Here is a 26,146-nt window from a genome sequence, read left to right as displayed (position 1 = left end):
AAAATATAAAAAAACTCCTAAAGTTTGTGTTTTGGGTAACATATATAATATTTTGTCACAAGTTTTGAGAGCGCTTTTAGGTTTAATTGGTCTGAAGCTTTGACAACATCTTGCACTTTTCCAGTTTTCATGAGGATGTTTATGTTCTGACTTGTGGTTTTGTATGCTTGGTTCGAAATTTCCCCTGAGAACACAAAATACGCCGCTTCTTCTTGGATAATGTTGTGTTTTTTCATGAGTGATTGTGTTTCGCTTTGAAGTTTTTTCTCAGAAATCTTTTTGTTTTTGACTTTGATTCGTAATAAATCACGATTGATGATCATTTTACAAAGATTTGATAGTATAAAGTCATCTTCATACATCCATTCTTTCATGGCAGAAACGACATCATAATCATCTAGTTTTGCAAATGTGTCCAAAACTTCAAAGTTAAAATCCTCTATTGATATTTCATTTTGAATAAAAAATGATAACGCGCCACTTGCTTGTAATTGTGCTCCTTGAAGCGTAAGTTCTTTGGCTCTTTTTAATACTCTGATCAGCAATTGTTCAGCAACTAAACTTGTTTTGTGTAAGTATACTTGCCAATACATTAATCGTCTGGCAACGAGGAATTTTTCAACCGAATAGATGCCTTTTTCTTCAATGACCAATTCATCATCAACCACATTTAGCATGGTAATAATGCGTTCCGAATTGATGTTTCCTTCTGCAACTCCTGTGTAAAAACTATCACGCTTTAAATAATCGGCTCTGTCCATATCTATTTGACCCGATATTAACTGATACATAAACTTTCGAGGATAGTTTCCTTTGAATATTTCGATAGCAAGCGTTAAACTTCCGTTAAATTCTTTATTTAATTGTTCCATCAAAAGCAACGAAATTTCTTCATGATGCACACTATTTACAATACTGTGTTCCATAGCGTGCGAAAAAGGTCCGTGACCAATATCATGTAACAATATTGCAATGAGCAAGGCTTGTTTTTCATCTTCAGAAATGTCAACTCCTTTAAAACAAAGCACTTGAATTGCTTTTTGCATCAGATGCATACATCCTAGCGCATGATGAAAACGTGTATGATGCGCACCAGGATACACTAGGTATGACATGCCCATTTGTGAAATTCGGCGTAAGCGCTGAAAGTATTTATGTTCAATTAAATCAAAAATGAGCGGATTGGGAATTGTAATAAATCCGTAAATTGGGTCGTTTAAGATTTTAAGCTTATTTCTAGTATTCAATGTGTAGTTTTTTATACTTTTTTAGAATAAGCACAAATATAAGTACATTACAAGACACCTTACTAACAATTTACTAAATAAAGACATACATGAGTGCATTCAAGATTCTTTGGGTTGATGATGAAATTGATTTATTAAAACCACATATTCTCTTTTTACAGAAAAAAAATTACGACGTTACCACATGTACAAGCGGAACAGAAGCGATTGAAATGATTGATGAAGATCGTTATGATATTGTGTTTTTGGATGAAAATATGCCTGGTTTGACGGGAATTGAAACCTTAGCAGAGTTAAAAGAGAAGCAAAATAATCTTCCTGTGGTAATGATTACGAAGAGCGAGGAAGAATATATTATGGAAGAAGCTATTGGTTCTAAAATTGCAGATTATTTGATAAAACCTGTGAATCCGAACCAGATATTATTGAGTTTGAAGAAAAATTTAGATCATTCTCGATTGGTTTCGGAAAAAACGACTTCAAACTATCAGCAAGAGTTTCGAAAGATTGCTATGGAAATGTCTATGGTCAATTCGATTGAAGAATGGATTGAGTTGTATCAGAAATTGATTTATTGGGAACTACAACTCGAAGATATTGAAGATACAGGCATGTTTGAAATTCTAGAATCTCAAAAGAACGAAGCCAATGTTCAGTTTGGAAAATTTATTGATAAAAATTATCCTGATTGGTTTGGCAATGAAGATGCGCCGATAATGTCGCACACGTTGTTTAGAGAATTGGTTGTTCCTGAAATTAGCAAAGCGCAACCTACTTTATTGGTTGTCGTTGATAATTTACGTTACGATCAATGGAAAGCTTTTGAACCTATTGTAAATACGCATTATAAAAAGGAGAAAGAAGTTCCGTTTGTGAGCATACTTCCGACAGCAACACAATATGCTAGAAATGCTATTTTTTCAGGATTAATGCCTTCTGACATGGAAAAACTACATCCTGAATATTGGAAGAATGATACGGAAGAAGGTGGAAAAAATTTACATGAAAATGATTTCTTAAAAGCTCAATTGAAGCGTTTAGGACTCAATATTAAACATGAATATCACAAGATTACTAGCTTAAAAGGTGGACGAAAGCTTGCTGACAACTTTAAATCGCAAAAAGATAATGATTTAACGGTTGTGGTGTACAACTTCGTAGACATGCTCTCACATGCTAAAACCGAAATGGAAGTTGTGAAAGAATTGGCTTCTAATGACAAAGCGTACAGATCGCTGACACAAAGTTGGTTTAAAAACTCTCCTTTATTAGATATCATTCAGCAATCGCAACGTTTGGGTTTCAAATTAATTATCACAACTGATCATGGAACTATCAACGTAAAACATCCTTCAAAAGTAGTTGGCGACAAAAATACAAGTTTGAATCTTCGCTACAAAACAGGAAGAAGTCTCACCTATGAGAAAAAAGATGTATTGGCTGCTAAAGATCCAAGAACCATTCATTTGCCAACTATAAACATGAGTAGTTCCTTTATTTTTGCTAAGACCGATTTGTTCTTCGCATATCCAAATAACTACAATCATTACGTAAGTTATTACAGAAATACCTACCAACATGGTGGTGTTTCTTTGGAAGAAATGATTATTCCTTTTGCCGTTTTATCGCCAAGATAATGTCATAACAAACAGGCGCAATAATAGATTTTATAAGGAATTGGAGAATTTTTATTAATTTTGGAGAAAAGCTCTTAAATAAAAATACTAGTGCAAAAAGAATACACGCTTTCGCAAATTGAAGAGATTGCTGAAGCTATTTTAGCGAAATCTGAACATAAAATAATTGCTTTTCATGGGGAAATGGGTGTTGGAAAAACTACACTTATAAAAATATTGGCAAAGCAATTAGGTGTAAATGAACTTACTAACAGTCCAACATTTTCCATTGTAAACGAATATCGCACGCAGAATGATATCATTTACCATTTTGATTGTTATCGGATAGAGGACGAAGTTGAAGCCTATGATATAGGTATAGAGGATTACTTATATAGTGATGCTTGGTGTTTTATAGAATGGCCAGAACGCATTGAAAATTTATTACCAAATGACATTACCCAAATACATATTAAGAAGATAAATGAGCAATTGCGTACAATTCACCTAAAAAATTGAACGCTTTACCGAAAAACAAGAACTATTAACCTAAAATAAACTAAAAGACTGACAAACAAATGACTTTTGTAGTATCTTGAAGAAAATTCTTATAGATACATAAAAAACAGAAAAACTGGTAAAAATACGTAGAAAATAAAATATGGTAATTTCTTAAAAATCACTTGTTTAAATGGATAAGTTTGCATCATCGTAAAACTAAAACCTAAACAAAATGAAATTAAGAAATTATGTATTCGCAGCAGTAGTATTAGCATCGGTAACATTTGTGTCTTGTAACCCAGATAGCATTGCAGACGAAGACAACCCATACCAAACAGAAGAAGGACTTAAAAAAGAGAAAAGCAACAAAATCCCTACTAACGGGTAGTATCATTGCTCTTCTTCTGGTTATATCTCCATATTTATTCTATTTATATGAAGGTGTACCTGATGAAAAAATATGGAAAACTCCGTTTTTCACATATAATAGTAATTATTTTGAAAGTGCTCAATTAGCAATTTGGCATATTACAAATAAATTAGCACCACTACTTTTACTTATATTGTGGTTTTTAACATGTAGGAATTGGTGGTATCATGCAATTTTAATACCTATTGCGCTACTTTCATTTCAATTATTTAGTCTATTAAATGATGATACTGAATATTTTGATGCTTTTGAAATATATTACATCATACCCATAATGATGATCATAACTCCTATTGTATATTTAATAAGAATAAAATTATTCGATAAACTTATACACGGAATTGATCTCAAAAAAATAGAGGCAGAATTAGAAGAATATGAGCGAAAAGAAAAAGAACAACAAAGTCTATTAATTAACAAACAGGAATAGATAAGTTCATTGAAATAAATAAGATATACTATTTTCTATGTATTGCGTTAAGTTTAGATAAAACTAACAAAAGTACATAGAAAATATATTATGCTATTTTTAAAGGTAACTGTTGGTTATTCAATAAGTTTGACCCATCGTTAAACTAAATAATCTAAATTAATAAGATGAAAACTAAATTCTACCTTTACCTATTAGCTGCTGTATCAACAATTTTATTTGTATCTTGTAATCCAGATAGCATTGCTGATGAAGACAACCCATACGAAACAGAAGAAGGAATCAGAAAAGACAAATTACCAAGAACGTCAAACGGATAAAAAGACTTCTTTACTTTATGGATCCATAGCTGCAGTTTTAATTGCTATATCTCCGTATATATTTTATTTATATACTAGTTTTCCAGAAACTGAAACAATGGAGACTTGGTTTTTTACTTTTAAAAGTTATGGATATAAAAATTTAAATGATTTTGCTTGGTTATTTACAAGTAAGCTTGTGCCAATATTATTACTAATTGTATGGTTTATTACCTGTAAGCATTGGTGGTATCATGTTATTTTAATCCCAATTGCTATGTACTCATTTCAATTATTTACAGTAATAAATGATGACAAGCAATACATAGATGAAGTTGAAATTTATTGGATGATACCAATCATGATGGTTGTAGTGCCGATAGTGTACCTCATAAGAATAAAATTATTTGACAAACTGGTCCTAGGAATCGATTTAAAGAAAATTGAAGCAGAACTAGATGAGTATGATCGTAAAGAAAAAGAAGCTCAAAACATAAATGAACTAAAATAAATCTGTATATTCGCGAAAATACTTACGCTAAAATACAAGAAAACTAAAATTCTACGACTTTTGTTGGATTAACCCAAATTCAACAAAAGTACGTAGAAAATTTATATACATAATTTTCTGATAATTAGTTGTTTATTATATAAGTTTGACCCATCGTTAAACTAAATAAACCTAATATCAAATGAAAACTAAATTCTACCTTTACATTTTAGCAGCCGTATCAACAATATTATTTGTATCTTGTAACCCAGACAGTATTGCTGATGAAGACAATCCATACCAAACCGAAGAAGGAGTCAGAAAAGACAAAATTAAGCTTCCGAGGAACAACTAAAAATAAATTAATAAAATCTACTATAGTCGCTTTTTTAATTGCGATAACACCATATATATTTTATTTATACGAAAGTTTCCCTAAAAATAGAACTTGGGAAACTTTCTTTTTTACTTTTGAAAGTAACTATTATGAAAATGTAAGAATGGTTGGTTGGGTTTGTATGAATAAAATTATACCCTTATTTTTACTTATATTATGGTTTTTTACTTGTCGAGATTGGTGGTATCATGTGCTTTTAATACCAATAGCCATGTTTGCATTTCAGTTGATACAAGCAATTAATGATGAATCAGAAAATTTTGATGAATTAGAAATCTATTGGGTAATTCCGATCATGATGATAATAGTACCAATTGTATATTTCATAAGAATCAAACTTTTTGATAAATATGTTTACAATATCGATTTAGAAAAAATTGATGCAGAACTCGCCGAATACGAACGAAAAGAACAAGAAATGCTTGAAGAAAATAAATAGTGTTTTTTAACTTCATATTTATTTGTAACTTCATTATTCTAATCAATACAAAGCTTCATGGCGGAATCTTTATCACCATTTACCAAACAACAATTACTTCCACAAGAGGAAACGCTTGAAATTCTGAAACATAAACAAGAATTGTTTATCGGAATTCCAAAAGAAACTTCGTATCAAGAAAAACGAGTATGTCTTACACCTGATGCGGTTGCCGCGCTTGTTGCTCACGGACATCGTGTATTAATTGAAAGTTGTGCCGGGAAAGAAGCTAATTTTTCCGATAAAGATTATACCGAAGCTGGTGGTGAAATCACAAATGATACACAAAAAGTATTCTCCTGCCCTATTGTTTTAAAAGTTGAACCGCCAACGATTAAAGAACTGGAATTACTAAATCCACAAGCAATATTAATTTCCGCTTTACAAATCAAAATTCGATCAAAAAAGTATTTTGAAATGTTAGCCAACAAGCGAGTTACCGCACTTGCTTTTGAATATATTCGTGATGAAGACGGAACGTATCCAGCAGTGCGTTCATTGAGTGAAATTGCTGGAACTGCTTCAGTGTTAATCGCTTCCGAATTGATGGCAAATGTCAATAATGGTAACGGATTGATGCTAGGAAATATCAGCGGCGTTCCACCAGCAGAAGTTGTCATTGTTGGCGCTGGAACTGTTGGAGAATTTGCTGCTCGTTCAGCTTTAGGTTTAGGTGCAAATGTAAAAGTTTTTGACAATTCGATAACGAAATTGCGTTGCATTCAAACCAATTTAGGCAGACCTATTTACACATCTACCATTCAGCCAAAAAATTTAATGAAAGCTTTGAAACGTTGCGATGTTTTAATTGGCGCCGTTCGTGGAAAAAACAGATCGCCTATTTTGGTTACAGAAGCAATGGTGGAACATATGAAAAAAGGTGCCGTAATTATTGATGTCAGCATTGATATGGGCGGTTGCATAGAAACTAGCGAAATTACTACGCACGATCACCCAACGTTTGAAAAATTTGGCGTAATCCATTATTGTGTACCAAATATTCCAGCTAGATATTCCAGAACTGCTTCAGTATCAATCAGTAATATTTTTACTCCTTATCTATTAAAAATTGCCGAAGAAGGTGGTTTAGAAAATTCACTACGTTTTGATAAAGGATTGAAAAATGGTTTGTACTTTTACCACGGAGTTTTAACAAATAAATCTGTAGCAGATTGGTTCAATCTTCCACATACAGATATTAATTTTCTAATTTTTTAGAATATGAACAGTAGTCTTTTAAGACGTATAGGATTTTATTTAGGAGGTGTTGCCATTGGAATGATTCTTTTTGCGTTCCTTATTCGTGGACGTGGCGTACAATGTGAATTCAACTATCTTCCAAATGCACGTACACTGAGTAATATACGAATGAAAGCACGTCAATTTTCTCCTGAAATAAGACAATTGATTGATAATAAAGAGATTGACACTACAGAAATATCTAATATATTAGAATATGGCGATGTAGACTTTTCTAGAAGTAAGGTAAAAGTTGATAGCTGTAAGCTTTATATTATTGAAGGAATGCTTCGCAACAAAGAAATTGAACTTTCAGTGTTAAACTGCGATAGAACAGCCATTATTCAGAAAATTAAAATGGTGAACTAAAAAAAGTAGCGTATTTACGTTACAATTTTCTTCTTTTCTTTTCTTGTTTTAACAAACTTAATTCTCTCGAAGTCTGACCAGCTACAGAAGTATTCTCTTCAGCTCTTCGAATCAAATATGGCATTACATCTCTCACGGGACCAAATGGCAAATATTTAGCAACATTGTATCCTTCAGCAGCTAAATTAAAACTAATATGATCGCTCATTCCATATAATTGACCAAACCAAACACGTGAATCACTATTTTCAATTTGCTTAGCTTTCATAATTTCGGCAACTTTATATGAACTTTCCTCATTATGCGTTCCTGCAAAAATTGCCATACAATCCAAATGATCTAACATATACGCAACAGCCGCATCAAAATTTTCGTCCGTTGCTTGTTTTGATATACATATTGGCGATTTGTATCCTAATTCTTCTGCGCGAGTATTTTCTTTTTCCATATACGCGCCGCGCACTAACTTCATTCCAATGTGAAATCCTTGCGCCTTTGCATCAATATGTAATTGCTTTAGATAGTCGAGACGATCCCAACGATACATTTGCAACGTGTTATAAACAATGGCTTTTTCTTTATTATACTTTCGCATCATATCTGCAACTACTTCATCTGCTGCATCTTGCATCCAACTTTCTTCGCCGTCAATTAATAAAGCAACATCCATTTCATGCGCCCTTTTACAAACGACATCAAAACGTTCTACTACTCTAGCCCATTCCTCTTGCTCAGCTGTAGTGAGTGCTGTTCCTTCGCCAACTTTTTGATACAATGAAATTCTGCCAAAACCCGTAGGTTTAAAAACTGCAAATGGAATGGCTTGTTTTTCTTTAACGAAATGTAAAATCTTCAATATTTTCTCCAGCGTCGCATCAAACTGTGCTTCTTCTTCTTTTCCTTCTACAGAATAATCTAATACGCTACAAACACCTTTTTCAAACATTTTATCTACAACTGGCAAACATTCTTCCTCTGTTGTTCCACCACAAAAATGGTCGAAAACAGTAGCTCTAATTAGGCTTTCTACAGGCAAATGTGCTTTAATAGCGAAGTTAGTTACCGCAGTTCCGATACGAACAAGTGGTTGGTTTGCAATAAGTTTGAATAAAAAGTAAGCTCTTTCGAGTTGAGAATCTGTTTTTAGCGCAAAAGCATTCTCCGTATTATTGAAAATTTGATCCATTTGTAAATAGTTACGATCACAAATATAGTTATTGAATTATTATTTTTTTGTGTAAAAAAGGCTTTATTTTGTGATGATTTAAAGTTTTTTTTAGTTTATGAATTCCATTCAAGCAGCGAATTATTTCGTTCATTTCAATTCCAATTGTTACACGAAACTCCACGAGCATTTACAAGATATTAATTATTCTAAGATTTTTATCTTGGTTGATACGCATACGCACGAATATTGCTTGCCGAATTTCTTGGCAGTTTTGGCTACGGAAACTCCTATAGAAGTGATTCAGATTGATGCAGGAGAAATTCATAAAAATATTGAAACCTGTACAGGCGTTTGGAATGTGCTTTCAGAATTAAATGCCGATCGCAAAAGTTTGATGATCAATGTTGGCGGCGGCGTAGTGACCGATCTTGGTGGATTTGTAGCTTCTACATTTAAACGCGGAATTTCATACATAAATGTTCCAACTTCTTTATTGGCAATGGTTGACGCTTCTGTTGGTGGAAAAACGGGAGTTGATTTAGGAACACTAAAAAATCAAATTGGCGTGATTAACATTCCTGAAATGGTTTTGATTGATACAGCATTTTTGAATACGTTGCCTGCTAACGAAATGCGCAGTGGATTAGCTGAAATGCTAAAACACGGTTTAATTTATGATGAAGCCTACTGGAAAAAAATGATTGATCTTTCAAATTTTACTATTGAAGATTTAGATATTTTAATATATGAATCTGTTCAAATAAAAAATCAAGTTGTTACTGAAGATCCAACTGAAAAAGGACTCCGCAAGATTTTAAATTTTGGACATACACTTGGTCACGCTATTGAATCATACTTTCTAACACACGAAACCAAAAAAGCACTTTTGCATGGAGAAGCGATTGCTATCGGAATGGTCTTAGCTGCTTACATTTCTAATAAACAAACGCAATTTCCTTTGGAAAAATTAACCGAAATCAAGAAAGTGATTTTAGACATGTATGGAAAGGTAACATTTGAAGATTCTGATTATGAACATATTATCGACTTGATGAAGTATGACAAAAAGAATTCTCATGGAAATATCAATTTTGTTTTATTAACTGACATTGGATCGCCAGTTTTGGACAAAATTGTGCCAAATGCAACCATTATTGACGCGTTCAATTTTTATAATTCTTAACATAAAAAGACGTTAAGCTGGCATTTTATTTTTCTTTTCAAAAAAAATAGTTGTACTTTTAGTATAATCTAACTCGTAAGAGATTCCCACTATTTAACTATGACCGTAGTATTAATTTTAAACAATTATTCCTATGAGAAAAGCAATCATAGACTATAAGAAGGTAACACCTGAAATTCTTCAACTTTTACAAGAACGCTATCCAGGCGGCTACAGAGATCGCGATATTATTATTTTTGACGATCACCGAAATAACACCATTGAAGCTGTAGAAGTCAAAACTAACGACACCATTTATTTAGTAAAAGTCAGCAGTAAATTGCATTATACTATGACAAATATTGCTACTGAATCTGATGATTTGGAAGAAATTGTGCCTGATGTTATTGAAGATTTTTCAGAAGAGTGATCTTTCTTATAAATAACGCTCGTTGATAACGTTCATGTGGTGACGCTCATGTCCGGCAAGTACATGTGCAATAGCACGAACAGACATATTACTTGCACTAGCAATACCAACTCTACTTAGCATTTCATCTGAAAACCCTTGAAACATCGTAATGGTCGCTTGACGAATGGCATTGTATTCGCGAAGCATTTCCATACTATTACGTTCGTTTGCTCCAGAAAACGGCACATAATCATCTTGTTCAAAACCTGGCAATTCTGTTTTGTCATTTCGCGCAAAGCGTAACGCTCTATTGCAAAAAATACGTTCTGTATCCATAATGTGCTGCAACACTTCTTTTATGGTCCATTTTCCTTCTGCATACGCACTTTGTAACTTTTCTTCTGTTAAAGATGCCATTAATTCATTCACATCTTCTACGCCTTTAGCAAGTGCAACCAATACATCTTTTCCTTGTAAATGTTGTATATATTGCGTGTAATAAGGATTGTATTCTATCGTTTCAGGAAATGATATCATGGGAATTACGGAATTAGGAGTTATGATTTTTTGATTTTCGGGATGAAGATACTATTATTTGATTAAAAACTGAAAAGATTACATGATTCAATCATTAAAACTAAGTTGTTGCTAGCACAAGTAAAAACTCGTGCTAGCGGAGACTGTTATACGTGTAAGTACTAGGAAAGACGTTCCTAGAAATTTAAGGTTTCACGCAAAGCGACCCAAAAGCGAAGCGACCCAAAAGCGAAGCGACCCAAAAGATTCCCGACTTCGCGAGAACAAGCCCAAAAGCAAAGCCAAAGCTATGCTGAATTACGACTCGCATTTATATTTCCAAATAACGAACGTGTTACCATTTTTTCATAGGTTTTGAGTTCGTTTTCGTCTGCATTTGGATCTTTTTGTAATTCTTGAATTTTACGCAAAGCAAATTGTTGAATCGTAAGTAACGGTAATACAATCTTTTCGCGTGCGTGAATTGAAGCTTTTCCTGCTTGTTCGTTTTCCATCAAGGTTTCGTAACCCGTTAATTTTAAGAGCATTCGTTTTGTACGTTCATATTCTTCAAATATAATGGTCCAAAATTCGCCATATTCCTCATTTTCTTTCATATACGCCGTTAACTTAAAGAATGACTTCGTTAAGCTCATCATACTATTTTCAAGCAATGTGCGGAAGAAAGAAGAGTTTTTGTATAAATTTTCTACTTGATCAAATTCTCCATTTTTCTCCATGAATTCTAGTGCTGTTCCTACACCATAAAAACCTGGAACATTTTGCTTCAACTGACTCCAACTTCCCACAAATGGAATGGCACGTAAATCTGAGAAATTGAACTCTTTAGACTTCGAACGTTTTGATGGACGACTTCCAATATTGGTTTTGGCGTAATATTTCAACGTACTCATACGCTCCAAATACGGCAAAAACATCGGATGCTTTTTAAAAGCTACATACGTATCATAACTTACTTTTGCCAATGTTTCCATCGTCTTTTTATCATCTGTAGAGAATTCTGCTTTAGCTCCTGAAAATATTTCATTTGAGATTCCTGAACTCAACAATTGCTCTAAGTTGTATTGACACGATGCTACAGTACCAAAGTTAGAACTAATCGTTTGTCCTTGTACTGTTAGCTGAATTTCTTCATCTTCTACAGTACTTCCCAATGATGCATAAAATTGATGTGTTTTTCCGCCTCCGCGTGCTGGTGGTCCACCTCTACCGTCAAAGAAAATCACTTTGATATCATAGGCTCTAGAAATTGCCGTAAGCTCTTCTTTTGCTTTAAAAATACTCCAGTTTGCCATTAAATAACCGCCATCTTTTGTTCCATCAGAAAATCCTAACATAATGTATTGTTTGTTTCCTCGTCGCTTTAAATGTGCCGCGTATGCTTCATTTTCATATAATGTTTTCATTACAGTTTCCGCCGCTTGTAAATCAGGAACCGTTTCAAACAATGGAGAAACATCAACATCGGGTTGTTTCCAATCGCACAAGCGCAACATTGCAAAGGCTTCCATAACGTGTACTACCGATTGATTGTTGCTAATTATGTAACGATTGGCGCCACGTTCGCCATTTCGCTCTTGTATGGTTTTCATCGCGTAGATCGAAGAAATTGTGGCATTTGTGATTTCTTCCGTAAAGTATTCTGGCTGAACAACTTCAGTTATATGTGTTAGCAATTGTACTTTTTCTTCTGGTGTAGCATTTACATAATCAACTGAAAATAAAGGATTTCCTTTTGCTTTCATCACATCAACTATGTTTTCAAATACACCTTCATGCACTCTAGAATCTTGTCGAATGTCTAACATGGCAAAGTGATATCCAAAAAGTTGTACTTTGTTAATTAGTTCTTCCAACTCAGCAACAAATAACGACTGATGATCTGCTATGATAACGTCTCTAATAGCTTTTAATTCAGCTTCAAAATCTACTAAAGACAACATGCCTTCTTCATTGCGCAGGTATACATTGTTGTACAACATGTGTTCTAAACGCACCAAGCGCTTCTCTACGCCATCAAATGTGAGTCTACGCTTCAGTTCACGTATGTCACGGTAATAGTTGACTAAAATGGTGTTTCTGAGTCGATCTGCTACTTTTAACGTAATTTCAGTTGTAACAAACGGGTTTCCGTCACGATCGCCACCAGGCCAAAAACCTAAATCGATAACTTGATTATCAAATTCTTGTCCTTCAAATATATTTTCTTTGATGTAATTGTAAATTTTGCTCGCGGAATGATAGAATACATTTTGCAAATACCAAATTAGACTTACCGCTTCATTGTACGGCGTTGGTTTTTCTTTTTTGAAGAAAGGTGTTTTTCCAAGTTGTGCCAATAGTTTTTTGATGGTAAGTAAGTCATCTTTTTTGATGGCTTCCGCCAAATCAGTAATGATTCCTAAGACTTGCCCAGGATAAAACTGCGTTGGATGCGCCGTTAATACAGGACGCACTTTGAAACGTTTTAAATGTGCTTTTAACGCTTCTAGCTGATTCTTTTCTTGTGCTTCTTCTCGTATGTTTCGCAACGTACCACGACCTTCCATATTGTTTACAATGGAGAAAGCGGCATCTTCCACGGCATCAAATAATACAACTTGTCGTTCAATGTATTGAATAAAACGAAATAATAAATCTACTTTTTCTTTCTCTGTTTTGTTTTTATTTACATAACGTTCAAAAAACTTTTCTACGATTTGTGTTGGATTTCGATCCAAGTCGTACCCTTGCTGACAAGTATCACTAAATAAAGGCAATAACACACCTGTATTCGAGATTCCATCGAAGGGCAAGGTCATGAAAATACTGTTGTAGATTTGATATTTTGAGAAAACATTTTCTTGAAAACGTTGTAATTTTGGCTTGCGAGACATGGGTTTGGTCTTTTTATTGGTTGTTAATGCATGGAAACTGTATGTAATATGCAGATTTCAATACTTTTATTTAGTTCAACTAACAATTTTTAGTGCGTCTTTTAGACTTCTATAAATTGAGTCATAAGATCCTGATTTTCATCAGGATTAGTTCAACTAACAATTTTTAGTACGTCTTTCAGACTTCTATAAATTGAGTCATAAGATCCTGATTTTCATCAGGATTAGTTCAACTAACAATTTTTAGTGTGTCTTTAAGACTTCTATAAATTAAGTCATAAGATCCTGATTTTCATCAGGATTAGTTCAACTAATAATTTCTAGTGCGTCTTTCAGACTTCTATAAATTGAGTCATAAGATCCTGATTTTCATCAGGATTAGTTCAACTAACAATTTTTAGTGCGTCTTTCAGACTTCTATAAATTGAGTCATAAGATCCTGATTTTCATCAGGATTAGTTCAACTAACAATTTTTAGTGCGTCTTTCAGACTTCTATAAATTGAGTCATAAGATCCTGATTTTCATCAGGATTAGTTCAACTAACAATTTTTAGTGCGTCTTTCAGACTTCTATAAATTGAGTCATAAGATCCTGATTTTCATCAGGATTAGTTCAACTAACAATTTTTAGTGCGTCTTTCAGACTTCTATAAATTGAGTCATAAGATCCTGATTTTCATCAGGATTAGTTCAACTAACAATTTTTAGTGCGTCTTTCAGACTTCTATAAATTGAGTCATAAGATCCTGATTTTCATCAGGATTAGTTCAACTAACAATTTTTAGTGCGTCTTTCAGACTTCTATAAATTGAGTCATAAGATCCTGATTTTCATCAGGATTAGTTCAACTAACAATTTTTAGTGCGTCTTTAAGACTTCTATAAATTAAGTCATAAGATCCTGATTTTCATCAGGATTAGTTCAACTAATAATTTCTAGTACGTCTTTCAGACTTCTATAAATTGAGTCATAAGATCCTGATTTTCATCAGGATTAGTTCAACTAACAATTTTTAGTGTGTCTTTAAGACTTCTATAAATTAAGTCATAAGATCCTGATTTTCATCAGGATTAGTTCAACTAATAATTTCTAGTGCGTCTTTCAGACTTCTATAAATTGAGTCATAAGATCCTGATTTTCATCAGGATTAGTTCAACTAACAATTTTTAGTGCGTCTTTCAGACTTCTATAAATTGAGTTTCACTAAAAAACCCTTACACGGAAAATGCAAGGGTTTGAATTGTATTTTCGTTTCGTTTCTATAAATCATTAAAAATAGAATGCATCAAACGGTTTTTGTCGTTGATACTTTCTTCTAATGAAATCATTGTTTCTGTACGTGATACACCTTCAATATCATCAATCATAAAGATGATATCTTTTGCATGTTTTGTATTTTTTGCACGCACTTTACAGAAAATATTGAATTTCCCTGTAGTAATATGTGCTACGGTAATATACGGAATTTCGTGAATTCTATTGAGTACAAACTTTGTTTGCGATGTTTTTTCTAAAAATATTCCAACATACGCAATAAAAGAGTATCCAAGTTTTTGATAGTCTAACGTTAAAGAAGAACCTCTAATAATTCCTGCTTCTTCTAGTTTTTTCACACGTACGTGAACAGTTCCTGCGGAGATTAAAAGTTTCTTTGCGATGTCTGTAAATGGTATTCTAGTATTCTCTATCAGCATGTCTAATATCTGATGATCCACTTCATCTAACCTAAATTTTGCCATGATTATCTTATATTATTTATTAAAGATAATGCAAAAAAAACAAAAAAAAGCGAATAATAATGCATAAAAAGCATGAAGATATGTTAACTAATTGTCAATTTTATTGAATTTTCTTAAAAATTCCATAACCTGAACATCTAACGAAAACGATTGAAATATAGAAGTCTGAGCGATTGTGTTCTGAAAATCAATTACTTTATGTGCGAACGATTTTTTTAACATTTTTTTGTCCTCAATTTGCGCTTCAAAGTCAATTTTACCATTTTTTAGGATTTCTTTGTACATGACACCAATATCAAAAGTGTCTTTTTCTTCGGTTTGCACATTTTTTAAAATCACATCATAATGCTGTTTTTCATTTTCAGGAATGTCAAAATAGCTGTCTGTATATTTTCCTGTGATTTCTGTTGTAGCGATGTAATGAATTGCTTCCACTAATGAATAGAATAACAACTCGCGTGTGTTTTCGCGTTGATAATCGTCAGGAAAGTGTCCTGCTTCAAATAATAGTGTCGGTGTTCCAAGTGATTGAAATGTATCGCCAACACAGTTTATATTGAATCCGTCATCATAACGACTCACGTGATTTGGAATGAGCTTTTGTAGCATTTCGTTCATTTTCACAATGATTTCCATGCTTTTCATACGATTTGCTGTTACTGACCTTTCTTTGTCTTCTGAAGGCGTCAAAAACGACAGTATGGAAGATTTATCAACGTTTCCAGCACTAAATATCGTCCGTTGTCCGTGCAAATTGAAACAATAATCAGGTTTAAAATCGTCATAACTATTTTTTAACACTACACTTTCAGGTTGTGTTAACGCTTGTGCATCTCTATTGAGATCGACTTCGTTCGCATTTACACGTGTATATGCTTCAGCGCCATCAGGATTTAATATTGGAATGATACAAAGTGTACATTCGTTTAATATGGTTTCTACAAGCTCCGAAGATGTTTGTAAAAAGTGAAACAAGTCAAAAATTGCTTTTGTGGTCGTCGATTCGTTTCCGTGCATTTGTGACCACATCAATATTTTTTTTTCTCCATGTCCGATGGTTACGGAATGAATTGCTTTTCCTAAAACCGAAATGCCAATTTGTTTGACATTGAATTTTTTTGGCAATTTTTCCAGCAGAGGAGAAATATGATTCAACGTAATGTAACGTCCATATAAAGACGCTTCAAAATGTTCACGATACCAATTCGCTAAGTGATGTGTATGCATTATTTATAGTGTTACGAGTTACAAATGTAAACACTATTTATTTTACAATTGTAAACATAGTAAATCCGCAAAGTTGTATAGAATTGTAAACATTATTCATTTGAACTAGCTATTAGTTGCGTACCTATAATCGCATTTATTTACTCTGAATGATTTACAATATTTAATACATTAATTTTCAATTATTTAAATAGCACTACTTAAAGTAATTTATAGCGCATTTTTTCGATTTAACACTGTTTACTTGTATAAATCAACCGAACGATTTACTTTTGTAAACACAATTCTCTGTTAATAATTGTTTACAATGATAAACACTTCTGATTTTACAAAAAGACTACGAAAAATACTTGAGTATTACGGACTTTCCGCTTCTGCTTTTGCGGATAAATTGAGCGTGCAACGTTCTAGTATTTCACATATTTTATCAGGTAGAAATAAGCCAAGTTTGGAGTTTGTCATGAAAATTTTGAACGCTTTTCCAGAGGTAGAATTGTATTGGTTGTTGAACGGAAAAGGAAGTTTTCCTAAAAAAGTTGTTACAGAAAATGTTGCCACTTCTACTCCGATAACGACACCAAAAATTGTGCATGAAGAAACTTCAAAGTCATTTCCTTTGGAAGAAAGTATCATTTCTAAAAGTACAGCTCAAGGAAAAAAAATTGATAAGATTGTAATTTTTTATACCGACGGAACTTTTGAAGCGTATCAAAAATAGCTGGATTCTTTTTTAGCCAACTTAAATTTTTAGTTTCTTTGTATTCATATTCACTTTTAAAATCTATTTCAGTGAAAAACTTCTTTCTTATTGCTTGTATTGCCTTATTGTTGAGTTCTTGTTATTCTGTGGAGCGAAATTGCAAAGATTTTCAAACGGGAACTTTTGAATTTACATATGAAATCAACGGAGAAACAAAAACTGGACGTTCTATTCGTACAGATTCGTTGAGCATTGATTATTATGATAATAAAATTGATACATTTACGATTCGCTGGGTCAATGATTGTGAGTTTGTGGGCAGAAAGTTGCATCCTATTGATTTTAGAGATGGAAAACCGATTCAGATGAAAATTATTTCCACCAAAGAAAACACCTATTTACTAGAATATTCATTGCTAGAAGATCAAAAGAATAAAAAACGTGGTACTGTTACAAAAATTAAATAAATATGTTTGAACTTTTTTCAAATCCAGATGTTTGGGCAGCAATTATAACGCTGACATTGTTAGAGATTGTTCTTGGAATAGACAATATTATTTTTATTTCAATTGCCGCTGGAAAGTTACCCGATAATTTACGCAAGAAAGCCACGAATATTGGGTTGGTATTAGCTATGGCAATGCGTATTATTTTGTTATTCGGAATTTCGTTTTTAGTGGCGATGAAAGCTCCTTTTTGGCATATTAATAAGAGTTGGATTTCTGGCGGAATCAGTTGGCAAGCCTTGATTTTATTCTTTGGAGGAATTTTTCTTTTGTATAAAAGCACGAAAGAAATTCATGAAAAAGTTGTGGATCGTGAACATGATGAACGCGAAGTAAAAAGTCATCGCTCTACAACATTGACAAAAGCAATTGTGCAAATTACCATGATTAATATTGTGTTTTCATTTGATTCTATTTTGACAGCGATTGGAATGACAAACGGAATTTCTTCAAATCCAAACGATGCGCTAATCGTAATGATTATTGCTGTTGTGGTTTCCGTAATTATCATGATGCTATTTGCAAATCCTGTGGGAAGTTTTGTAAACAAAAACCCATCAATTCAGATTTTAGGATTGTCATTTTTGATTTTGATAGGTTTTATGCTGATTGCAGAAGCGGCGCATTTATCACATTTAAAAGTGTTTAATCAAAGTGTCGGATCGATTCCTAAAGGATATTTATACTTTGCCATTGCCTTTTCACTCATGGTAGAATTTTTGAATTTGCGTATGGCAAAGAAAAAAGTAACTCAATCTTAAGATTTTGATTATTAAGTTTTTATTAAGTATTTTGAAGCGATACTAAAGCGAAGTGTGTCTAAAAATCTAAATTCCTATTTCAAAATTTCGTTCAATGCTTCAAAATATTCAGGATAACTAATCAAATCATTGTGCAGTCCATTTTGAATGGTATAGATTTTTTTGTTGCCACTACCCGACTTTTTATATAGTTTTTGCCCGTGTTCATAAGGAACGATGGCATCTTCCGTTCCATGAATGATAAATGTTGGCATCGTAATTTGTTGAATATTTTGATCGTTTTGAAAAGGATATTTTAACAACCATTTCAGCGGTAAAAACCAGAATCGTTTGCTTCCGATATCATACACACTTGTAAATGTAGATTCTAATAATAACTGTTTTGCGTTGGTTTTGGTTGCCACATGTGTCGCAAACGCGCCACCAAGCGAACGCCCAAATATGGTAATGCTGTCTTCTGAAAATTTAGTTTTGCAATATTTATAAAATAGCATTCCATCGGCTAACATACTGTCATAACTGCGTTTTCCTGTACTTTTTCCATAACCGCGATAATCCATAATGACCACATCGTACTGATAATCTTGTGATAATTTTTCTGCCCATTTGCCCCAATATTCTAAGGTTTGTGCATTTCCATGAAAATATAACAAAACACCTTTTGGATGTTCTTGTTTGTAGTGTAATCCGTTTAAAATAGCGCCATCCGAAGCTTTCAAGAATAATTGTTCAAACGGAACATCTGACGTAAACACATGGTTTTGTGGCAACGTTTGGCTTCGAAATATAAGTTGTTCTTGAAAATTAAGTAACATAAGTGAAATTACTATATAGAATGCAATGATAACAATACCTATTGTCTTTAAGCGCTTCATTTACTGTTTTTTTCGTCTAAAGTTTAAACTTGAAGTTTGCGGATCAATTTCTTTTGGCAATTCTGAATATAAAATTTCTTCTAAAAAACGATGGTATTGAGGAAATGTATGCAAATTGTTATGTCCGCCATCAATTACTGGATATAATCGTGTCCATTTTGAATTTATTTTGGATAATTTCACGCTTGTTTTAAACGGAATTAGCTTATCGCTGGTTCCATGAATTATTTTTATCGGACATTTTACATATTCAATCCAACGATAGGTTTTTACTGGAAACCGTAAAATTAACGACATTGGCATGATCGGTAAAAAACGTTTAGTGATGTGTTTTACACTGTAATATGGCGCATCTAATATTAACAAACGCGGATTGTTGTTTGAAGCCAATTTAGTCGCAAAACCCGAACCTAACGATCTTCCATACAAGGTAATAAACTTTTCGTCTACTTGCTCTTTTAGCCGATCGTATACATATTGCAAATCTTTCTTAATACCAGCTTCTGTGCGCTTTCCCGTGCTTTTTCCATAACCGCGATAATCCACCATCAACACATCAAAACCGTGACGTGTAAAATCGACCGCAAACTTTCCCCAACCTTTAATGCTTCTCGAATTTCCTTTTAAATACAATACTACACCTTTTGGGTTTCGTACTTTAAAATGGATTCCGTTAATATTTACACCTTCATCAACTTCAATATTATATTCATCAAAAATCTGATTTTCATAATCAAATTTAAAATTACTTGGCAGCTTTTCGGCTTTAAAGATGAAACGTTCTTGTAGGAAGTATAATACTATATTTGCAATAATATAAATTATAATAAAAACTACGATTCCAATTGCCCAATATGACATGTATTGTTATGATTTTAGATGTTTAAGATAGCAAAAGTTTCTGATTTTACCTTAAACTAGACACACATTACAAGGAATTCTTATAAAAATATAGTAACTTTATCTCGTCCCCTAAATAAACATTGAATCATGACCGCATAATATACTTTTTTGAATAATACTGTATGAAAAGAAAATTTTTACTCCTAGTTTTTATAACATTTAATATTTTTCATTGCTTTTCGCAAGGACAAACGAACATATGGTATTTTGGGGAAAATGCCGGTCTTGACTTTAGCAGTGGTACTCCTGTCGCTATATTTGATGGACAAATCGATACAGATGAAGGTTGTGCAACTATTTCTGATGAAAATGGTAATTTACTACTTTACACTGATGGAATCACGGTTTGGGACACGAATCATAATATAATGCCCAATGGGCAGTTTTTGCAAGGAAATTCTTCGAGTTCGCAATCAGGGATCATTGTTCCGTTTCCAAATGATACAACTAAATACTATATATTTTGTGTAGATCACAACGCAAGTGATGGTGGTTTGTATTACAGTGTCGTTGATTTGACCCTAAATGGAGGAAATGGAGATGTCGTTCCAGGACAAAAAAATATTTTACTCCTTGCTAGAAGTGCAGAAAAAATTGCCGCTATTAGTGATGGAAACGACGGATTTTGGGTTGTTAGCTATGCTTCTCCTACAGGAAATACAGGTACGTATGATACTTTTCACGCGTATCATATCACAAGTACTGGGATTGACACAAATTCAGTTAGATCAACCTATAGTGGTTGTGCTACAAACGACGGAAGAGGTTATTTAAAAATTTCTCCTGATGGCACCAAAATTGTAATTTGCAATCAGGAACAAACACATGTTTGTCTGCATAATTTTGACGTTACTACAGGAGATGTTAGTCCTGAAATATCACAACTAAACACTATAAATTCTCCCTATTGTGCTGAGTTTTCTGCTAGTTCAGACAGAATGTATGTGTCTGCTGGGCAATTTTCTACCACAACAACATATTTACATCAGTTCGATTTAACAGCGCCTAACATTAGTGCTACGAGAGTACAATTGCATTCAGCCGTTGAGCAAAGAGCTGCATTACAATTGGCTATTGATGGTAAAATATATTTTGCCAGACCAAATCGAAATTTCTTAGGCGTTATTAATAATCCAGAAGCTTTAGGAACAGCCGCTAACTATGTAAATAATGGAGTTGATTTGGGTACACGAACTTCCACACAAGGATTACCACCGTTTATACAATCGTTATTTTTAGTAGGAATTGAGTTTGAAGGCACTTGTTTAGGAGATGCTACACAATTTGTAATGAATACAAACTCAGAAGATGTTACGGCAATTCTATGGGATTTTGGCGATGGAAATACATCTACGCTAGAAAATCCTTCGCATACGTATGCTACAGTTGGTAGTTATGATGTAACGGTTACATTAACAACGCCTTCCTCCACAACTTCTAACACAGCAACGGTAATCATTAGCAATCCCCCAATTGTAAATACTATTTCTGATTATTTAATTTGTGATGACACGGTAAATGATGGAATTACACTTTTCGATTTAACGACCAAAGAACCTGAAGTATTAGCTGGGCAAGCTGTTGGAGATGTGTTTAATTTATCTTATCATATAAATTTAGATGATGCCGATAACAGCAGCAATCCATTACCTACCGCCTATACAAATGCAGCCAATCCTGAAGAGGTTTTTGTGAGAATTGAACATGCTGACAATCCTGATTGTTATGCTGTTACAAGTTTTAATTTGATTGTATTTGAAAGTCCAACAACGGAAACTATTGCAGACATTAATATTTGTGATGACCTGAATGATGGCGAGGAATTGATTGATTTGTCACTCTTAACAGATCAAGTATTAGGAACACAAAGCAATACCGTTTTCGAAGTGTTTTATTATGACGATCCAACAGATGCTGATATGGATATCAATCGATTGCCAACGAATTATTTAATTCAAAATACTTCACAGACAATTTATGCCAGAAAAGAAAATATGCTGCATGATACTTGCTTTTCAATAATCAATTTTACCGTATTGTTACAAACACAATTTACCGCAAATCCTGTAAACGATTTGATTGTGTGTGATGATGTTTCTAATGACGATTCAGAAGTATTCGATTTAACAGTACAAAACAACCTGATTACAAACGGACAAACTGGTTCATTTACAATTCGATACTACAGATCGCAAGCGGATGCAGATGCACGAACGAATGAAATTGCCGCAAATTTTGCCAACGAAACGAATCCGCAAGAAATATTTGCGCGAATTGAAAATACCGTAGAAACTGATTGTTATGATACTACGAGTTTTAATTTGATCGTTTTTGAAAGTCCAACAACGGAAACTATTGCGGACATCAATATTTGTGATAATTTAAATGATGTTCAGGAATTGATAGACTTATCACAGTTTACAGATCAGGTTTTAGGAACGCAAAGTGACACACTTTTTGAAGTATTTTATTATGTAGATCCAACAGATGCTGCAAACGATACCAATAGATTATTAACTAATTATTTTCTTCAAAATACTTCGCAAATAATTTATGCTCGTAAAGAAAACAATCTAAATACGGATTGTTTTTCGGTAACAAGCTTCACACTATTTTTACAGACTCAATTTACGGCAAATGCGGTAGGCGATTTAATTGTGTGTGATGATGTTTCAAATGATGGCACGGAAGTGTTCAATTTGGCCGTTCAAAATGATTTTGTAGCCAATGGACAAACAGGTTCATTTGCGATTCGATATTACACTTCACAAGCGGATGCAGATGCACGAACGAATGAAATTACCGCTAGTTTTTCTAACGAAACTAATCCGCAAGAAATATTTGTGCGAATTGAAAATACGGTAGAAACCGATTGTTACGACACTACTTCGTTCTTTATTGAAGTAAAAGATGTACCAAATGTAAATACGGACGAAATTATCGCCTATGTATGTACCAATGAAAGTGTAGTCATTAGCGCCGATGCTGGATATGACGAATATGTTTGGAGCACAGGAGAAACCACACAAGAAATTACCGTAACAGAAGCAGGCATATATACCGTTACTGTAATTACAAATTACAATTCATTGCCTGCGGTAAGCTGTAGCAATACACAAACAATTCGTGTCATAGAATCTGATGAAGCCATTATTACCAATGTAGAAATTCAAGATTGGACACTAAACAACAATCAAATTGAAATTTTTGTAGAAGGAATTGGCGATTATGAATATTCTATTGATGGTTTTAACTATCAAGACAGTCCCGTTTTTACAAATTTATTAGTGGGAAGCATGGTTGCGTATGTACGCGATAAAAATGGTTGTGGAGTTGTAACACAAGACGTAAACCTTCTCTTCTACCCAAGTTTCTTTACACCAAATAATGATGGATTTAATGATTATTGGCAGATTATTTCTTCGGAATTTGAACCTGATTTAAAGATTCATATTTTTGATCGATTTGGAAAGTTACTGACAATTTTAAAACCAGAATCACAAGGTTGGGACGGAACATATCACGGAAGACGATTGCCTTCAACAGATTATTGGTTCATGGTAGAAAGACCAAGTAATAATGAGCGTTACACAGGACATTTCACACTAAAACGATAACATACTTTATAACAAATCATAAAAAAAACACGAATCATGACGATTCATGTTTTTTTGTATGTATACTTTTTAAATTACATTAAAAAATTAGCAACCCAAACTCGCTAATCCGACACAATCGCAAGTTTCCTCAAAGGTATTATCTGCTGCTGTTCTCGTTGTTTGACAAATATCTGGATTAATCGTAGGACAAGTATAGGTGTCATCACATGTAACCATTGTTGGCATACCAGGAACAGTTGTAAAAGCCGTATTTGTTTCTTCATCATTTCCTCCATAATTAGTTAACAGATTCAAATTAGAAATACTATATTTTTTTAATGATAATACTTTAAAGTTTCGTTTTTTCATAATGTATTTGTTTTAATGTTATGTGACAAATTAAAGACAAAACCCAGTGTTTACAAAGCGTAACAGTTGATAGTTTATGAACTATCAAAGAGTTTATGCCTGATTTCTTATTTTTTTAAGATATTGAGAAGGATAAATTCCAGTGTGTTGTTTAAAGGCTTTAGAAAAGGTTTCTTGTCGTTTAAACCCAAACTCTTCGGCAATCGCTTTTATAGTGTATGAATGTAGTCTAGCATCGTTTTTAAGCTGAATTAATGCGGTATTGATACGCAATTCTGTAATGTATGTTTTGAAACTTTTGTTTTTGTAATTATTGATCACATTAGAAACATACGAAGTATTTGAATCTAAGTGTTCAGCTACAAAACTTAAACTACAATCTGGCAACAGATAGACTTTTTCTTCTTCAAACTTTTGCAACTTTTGCAATAATAATGCAGCTTTAGTATCTGTAACTTTTTCAGAAATAGAATTACTACTTGGCTTTTTAGAAACTTGCTCATTTTCCAATTCATTAACTTTTTGCAATACGGACGTGATGCGTTTTTTTAGCTTTTGTGCATTTTTCTGATACCAGATTATTCCAGTAACTGCAAGTAAAACTAGAATTCCTACAATGTAGTATAATCGCTGTTTTTGTCTTTTTTCAGACAGCATAATTGCTTTTAATTCTTTCAATTCTTCCCTAAGTTCTGCGATATCGTTTCTTATATATACTTCTTTGATTACTTTAATATCTTCTTCCAGTTCAGTTTCTACCAGTTTGGCATATTTCTCAAAGTATTTTTGTCCTTTTTCAATGTCTCCGAGTGCGGTATAACTTTTTGACAATTCCTTCACAAGCAATCGTTCAATGTAATATTTTTTCTCTGATGTTAGAATAATTTCATTTCCCTTTTCTAAAAAAGCAATTGCCTGTTTATAGTTTTTTAGTTTTGCGTAGTTTTTACCCAAAAATACATACACAGTACATAGCAAATTTTCATCTTGATTTGCTATTCCCAAGTGTTCTGTTTCTGTAGCCAATGCAATACTTTCATTAATTTTTCCTTCTTGATATAAAATTCTCACTTCGTTAATCAATAGAAATGCATATGAAACGGTATCATCTTTTTTGGAGCATTTTTTAAAGCCAATACCATTGTAATTACGTGCTTCTTTTGTGTAGTTTTCCGAAGTCATTTCTCCCATTCGTAAATACGCATCGGCAATATTTGCCAATTGATAAACTTCGTCTTTCACTTTTTGTGATGCTGGTACAGTTAATTTTTTAAGCAATTCTAAGTTTTCCTTAAAAATCCGAATGGCTTCTTTAAAATCTTTATGTTCTTTTTTGATGAAGGCAATATTTGTTGAAGCTAGAATTTCATTTCGTATTTTTTTTCCTTCTCTAGCATATATTTTAGCTTTTAGATAAGCGTCTAACGCTTCCGAATTTTTTCCGATGTCCGTTAATATAGTTCCTTTTAAATTATATGCTTGAAAAAGTAATCCGCTACTTTTTTTTTGTTCTCCCAATAACAAAAGAATCACATTTTCTAAATCTTCAAGTGCTTTTATGTTATTGGTTAACAGATAATTAGCATATGAAATTCCGTAAAGCGTTTTTGCAATTTTTCTCGTATCATTTCCTTCTGATACAAGTTCGTACGCTTTTGTAATATAGATTTTTGCAGCGGCTGGTTTATTTCCTGCTGTAGATCGATACAATTTTACAAGTTCATCATACGACTTATTCGCTAATGAATCTGTCTGAGCAAAAGCACTAGAAACGCTAACGAAGTACATAATAATAACGAAAAACTTGAAAAATGG

General features: G+C 33.1%; 24 protein-coding genes. 14 read left to right on the top strand and 10 right to left on the bottom strand.

Features of this window, described 5'->3' with window-relative positions:
* Positions 1–17 precede the first annotated feature (17 nt).
* Positions 18–1,247 (bottom strand): HD domain-containing protein, encoded by a 1,230-nt coding sequence (locus AA089_RS09915; protein WP_046756789.1) that lies wholly within the window; start codon positions 1,245–1,247, stop codon positions 18–20.
* Positions 1,248–1,336: 89 nt separating this feature from the next.
* Here AA089_RS09915 and porX point away from each other — a divergent pair, with 89 nt between their 5' ends.
* The 8 genes from porX to AA089_RS09880 all read left to right on the top strand — a co-directional run bounded on the left by porX (position 1,337) and on the right by AA089_RS09880 (position 7,496).
* The gene (porX, locus tag AA089_RS09910; RefSeq protein ID WP_046756788.1) at positions 1,337–2,884 is read left to right on the top strand and encodes a T9SS response regulator signal transducer PorX; all 1,548 of its coding nucleotides are present in this window, start codon (positions 1,337–1,339) and stop codon (positions 2,882–2,884) included.
* 90 nt (positions 2,885–2,974) lie between these two features.
* Entirely contained in the window at positions 2,975–3,382 is a 408-nt protein-coding gene (tsaE, locus tag AA089_RS09905; protein ID WP_046756787.1) for a tRNA (adenosine(37)-N6)-threonylcarbamoyltransferase complex ATPase subunit type 1 TsaE, read from the top strand.
* A gap of 290 nt (positions 3,383–3,672) precedes the next feature.
* Positions 3,673–4,224 carry a hypothetical protein gene (locus tag AA089_RS09900; protein ID WP_241479992.1) on the top strand — a complete coding sequence of 184 codons (552 nt, stop codon included), beginning with the start codon at positions 3,673–3,675 and terminating at the stop codon, positions 4,222–4,224.
* Positions 4,225–4,391: 167 nt separating this feature from the next.
* The gene (locus AA089_RS25170) at positions 4,392–4,544 is read left to right on the top strand and encodes a hypothetical protein (protein ID WP_162200433.1); all 153 of its coding nucleotides are present in this window, start codon (positions 4,392–4,394) and stop codon (positions 4,542–4,544) included.
* 97 nt (positions 4,545–4,641) lie between these two features.
* On the top strand, positions 4,642–5,034 hold the full coding sequence (locus tag AA089_RS09895; protein WP_241479991.1) for a hypothetical protein: 393 nt from the start codon (positions 4,642–4,644) through the stop codon (positions 5,032–5,034).
* A 233-nt stretch (positions 5,035–5,267) separates the two neighbouring features.
* Complete coding sequence (locus tag AA089_RS09890) at positions 5,268–5,849, top strand: hypothetical protein (protein WP_241479990.1); 582 nt, start codon at positions 5,268–5,270, stop codon at positions 5,847–5,849.
* A 57-nt stretch (positions 5,850–5,906) separates the two neighbouring features.
* Positions 5,907–7,106, top strand: coding sequence for an alanine dehydrogenase (locus AA089_RS09885; RefSeq protein ID WP_046756785.1), 1,200 nt, complete (start codon positions 5,907–5,909; stop codon positions 7,104–7,106).
* Positions 7,107–7,109: 3 nt separating this feature from the next.
* Positions 7,110–7,496, top strand: coding sequence for a DUF4258 domain-containing protein (locus tag AA089_RS09880; protein WP_046756784.1), 387 nt, complete (start codon positions 7,110–7,112; stop codon positions 7,494–7,496).
* A 19-nt stretch (positions 7,497–7,515) separates the two neighbouring features.
* On the opposite strand, the gene AA089_RS09875 is transcribed toward AA089_RS09880, so the two are convergent.
* On the bottom strand, positions 7,516–8,682 hold the full coding sequence (locus AA089_RS09875; RefSeq protein WP_046756783.1) for a proline dehydrogenase family protein: 1,167 nt from the start codon (positions 8,680–8,682) through the stop codon (positions 7,516–7,518).
* 97 nt (positions 8,683–8,779) lie between these two features.
* Between AA089_RS09875 and aroB the strand changes: the two genes are divergently transcribed.
* Together aroB and AA089_RS09865 are read left to right on the top strand one after the other, a co-directional pair.
* Positions 8,780–9,847, top strand: coding sequence for a 3-dehydroquinate synthase (gene aroB, locus AA089_RS09870; RefSeq protein WP_046756782.1), 1,068 nt, complete (start codon positions 8,780–8,782; stop codon positions 9,845–9,847).
* Between the two features lie 133 nt (positions 9,848–9,980).
* Positions 9,981–10,256 (top strand): hypothetical protein, encoded by a 276-nt coding sequence (locus AA089_RS09865; protein ID WP_046756781.1) that lies wholly within the window; start codon positions 9,981–9,983, stop codon positions 10,254–10,256.
* A gap of 6 nt (positions 10,257–10,262) precedes the next feature.
* Here the strand turns inward: AA089_RS09865 and AA089_RS09860 are convergent, their stop codons facing one another.
* From AA089_RS09860 to AA089_RS09845, 4 genes are all read right to left on the bottom strand, one after another.
* Positions 10,263–10,775, bottom strand: coding sequence for a DinB family protein (locus AA089_RS09860; protein ID WP_046756780.1), 513 nt, complete (start codon positions 10,773–10,775; stop codon positions 10,263–10,265).
* A 287-nt stretch (positions 10,776–11,062) separates the two neighbouring features.
* Positions 11,063–13,651 (bottom strand): phosphoenolpyruvate carboxylase, encoded by a 2,589-nt coding sequence (locus AA089_RS09855; RefSeq protein ID WP_046756779.1) that lies wholly within the window; start codon positions 13,649–13,651, stop codon positions 11,063–11,065.
* Between the two features lie 1,260 nt (positions 13,652–14,911).
* Positions 14,912–15,391, bottom strand: a complete 480-nt coding sequence (locus AA089_RS09850) for an Lrp/AsnC family transcriptional regulator (protein WP_046756778.1) — start codon at positions 15,389–15,391, stop codon at positions 14,912–14,914.
* 87 nt (positions 15,392–15,478) lie between these two features.
* Positions 15,479–16,618: a M14 family metallopeptidase gene (locus AA089_RS09845; protein ID WP_046756777.1), complete on the bottom strand. Its 1,140-nt coding sequence runs from the start codon at positions 16,616–16,618 to the stop codon at positions 15,479–15,481.
* Positions 16,619–16,925: 307 nt separating this feature from the next.
* Between AA089_RS09845 and AA089_RS09840 the strand changes: the two genes are divergently transcribed.
* The 3 genes from AA089_RS09840 (at position 16,926) to AA089_RS09830 (ending at position 18,585) form a co-directional block, all read left to right on the top strand.
* The gene (locus AA089_RS09840) at positions 16,926–17,336 is read left to right on the top strand and encodes a helix-turn-helix domain-containing protein (RefSeq protein WP_046756776.1); all 411 of its coding nucleotides are present in this window, start codon (positions 16,926–16,928) and stop codon (positions 17,334–17,336) included.
* Between the two features lie 71 nt (positions 17,337–17,407).
* Positions 17,408–17,785, top strand: a complete 378-nt coding sequence (locus AA089_RS09835; protein WP_046756775.1) for a hypothetical protein — start codon at positions 17,408–17,410, stop codon at positions 17,783–17,785.
* A 2-nt stretch (positions 17,786–17,787) separates the two neighbouring features.
* The gene (locus AA089_RS09830) at positions 17,788–18,585 is read left to right on the top strand and encodes a TerC family protein (RefSeq protein WP_046756774.1); all 798 of its coding nucleotides are present in this window, start codon (positions 17,788–17,790) and stop codon (positions 18,583–18,585) included.
* Between the two features lie 74 nt (positions 18,586–18,659).
* On the opposite strand, the gene AA089_RS09825 is transcribed toward AA089_RS09830, so the two are convergent.
* Together AA089_RS09825 and AA089_RS09820 are read right to left on the bottom strand one after the other, a co-directional pair.
* Positions 18,660–19,460: an alpha/beta hydrolase gene (locus tag AA089_RS09825; protein WP_046756773.1), complete on the bottom strand. Its 801-nt coding sequence runs from the start codon at positions 19,458–19,460 to the stop codon at positions 18,660–18,662.
* Positions 19,461–20,321, bottom strand: a complete 861-nt coding sequence (locus tag AA089_RS09820) for an alpha/beta hydrolase (RefSeq protein WP_046756772.1) — start codon at positions 20,319–20,321, stop codon at positions 19,461–19,463.
* Between the two features lie 164 nt (positions 20,322–20,485).
* Between AA089_RS09820 and AA089_RS09815 the strand changes: the two genes are divergently transcribed.
* A complete protein-coding gene (locus AA089_RS09815; protein ID WP_046756771.1) occupies positions 20,486–23,980 on the top strand; it encodes a T9SS type B sorting domain-containing protein in 3,495 nt (1,164 codons plus the stop codon).
* A gap of 87 nt (positions 23,981–24,067) precedes the next feature.
* Here the strand turns inward: AA089_RS09815 and AA089_RS09810 are convergent, their stop codons facing one another.
* Positions 24,068–24,331, bottom strand: a complete 264-nt coding sequence (locus tag AA089_RS09810) for a hypothetical protein (protein ID WP_046756770.1) — start codon at positions 24,329–24,331, stop codon at positions 24,068–24,070.
* A gap of 93 nt (positions 24,332–24,424) precedes the next feature.
* The coding region (locus tag AA089_RS09805; RefSeq protein WP_046756769.1) for a helix-turn-helix domain-containing protein at positions 24,425–26,146 on the bottom strand (1,722 nt) is incomplete at its 5' end.

Source organism: Kordia jejudonensis, from assembly GCF_001005315.1.
GTDB classification, from domain to species: domain Bacteria; phylum Bacteroidota; class Bacteroidia; order Flavobacteriales; family Flavobacteriaceae; genus Kordia; species Kordia jejudonensis.
This window is presented reverse-complemented; position numbering and strand designations above follow the sequence as displayed.

Coding starts and splice junctions, on each gene's coding strand:
- porX (WP_046756788.1), top strand. CDS start 1,337: ATGAGTGCATTCAAGATTCTTTGGGTTGATGATGAAATTGATTTATTA.
- AA089_RS09875 (WP_046756783.1), bottom strand. CDS start 8,682: ATGGATCAAATTTTCAATAATACGGAGAATGCTTTTGCGCTAAAAACA.
- AA089_RS09895 (WP_241479991.1), top strand. CDS start 4,642: ATGGAGACTTGGTTTTTTACTTTTAAAAGTTATGGATATAAAAATTTA.
- AA089_RS09810 (WP_046756770.1), bottom strand. CDS start 24,331: ATGAAAAAACGAAACTTTAAAGTATTATCATTAAAAAAATATAGTATT.
- AA089_RS09830 (WP_046756774.1), top strand. CDS start 17,788: ATGTTTGAACTTTTTTCAAATCCAGATGTTTGGGCAGCAATTATAACG.
- AA089_RS09880 (WP_046756784.1), top strand. CDS start 7,110: ATGAACAGTAGTCTTTTAAGACGTATAGGATTTTATTTAGGAGGTGTT.
- AA089_RS09860 (WP_046756780.1), bottom strand. CDS start 10,775: ATGATATCATTTCCTGAAACGATAGAATACAATCCTTATTACACGCAA.
- AA089_RS09845 (WP_046756777.1), bottom strand. CDS start 16,618: ATGCATACACATCACTTAGCGAATTGGTATCGTGAACATTTTGAAGCG.
- AA089_RS09865 (WP_046756781.1), top strand. CDS start 9,981: ATGAGAAAAGCAATCATAGACTATAAGAAGGTAACACCTGAAATTCTT.
- AA089_RS09815 (WP_046756771.1), top strand. CDS start 20,486: ATGAAAAGAAAATTTTTACTCCTAGTTTTTATAACATTTAATATTTTT.
- AA089_RS09820 (WP_046756772.1), bottom strand. CDS start 20,321: ATGTCATATTGGGCAATTGGAATCGTAGTTTTTATTATAATTTATATT.
- aroB (WP_046756782.1), top strand. CDS start 8,780: ATGAATTCCATTCAAGCAGCGAATTATTTCGTTCATTTCAATTCCAAT.
- AA089_RS09850 (WP_046756778.1), bottom strand. CDS start 15,391: ATGGCAAAATTTAGGTTAGATGAAGTGGATCATCAGATATTAGACATG.
- AA089_RS09825 (WP_046756773.1), bottom strand. CDS start 19,460: ATGAAGCGCTTAAAGACAATAGGTATTGTTATCATTGCATTCTATATA.
- AA089_RS09840 (WP_046756776.1), top strand. CDS start 16,926: ATGATAAACACTTCTGATTTTACAAAAAGACTACGAAAAATACTTGAG.
- AA089_RS09885 (WP_046756785.1), top strand. CDS start 5,907: ATGGCGGAATCTTTATCACCATTTACCAAACAACAATTACTTCCACAA.
- AA089_RS25170 (WP_162200433.1), top strand. CDS start 4,392: ATGAAAACTAAATTCTACCTTTACCTATTAGCTGCTGTATCAACAATT.
- AA089_RS09855 (WP_046756779.1), bottom strand. CDS start 13,651: ATGTCTCGCAAGCCAAAATTACAACGTTTTCAAGAAAATGTTTTCTCA.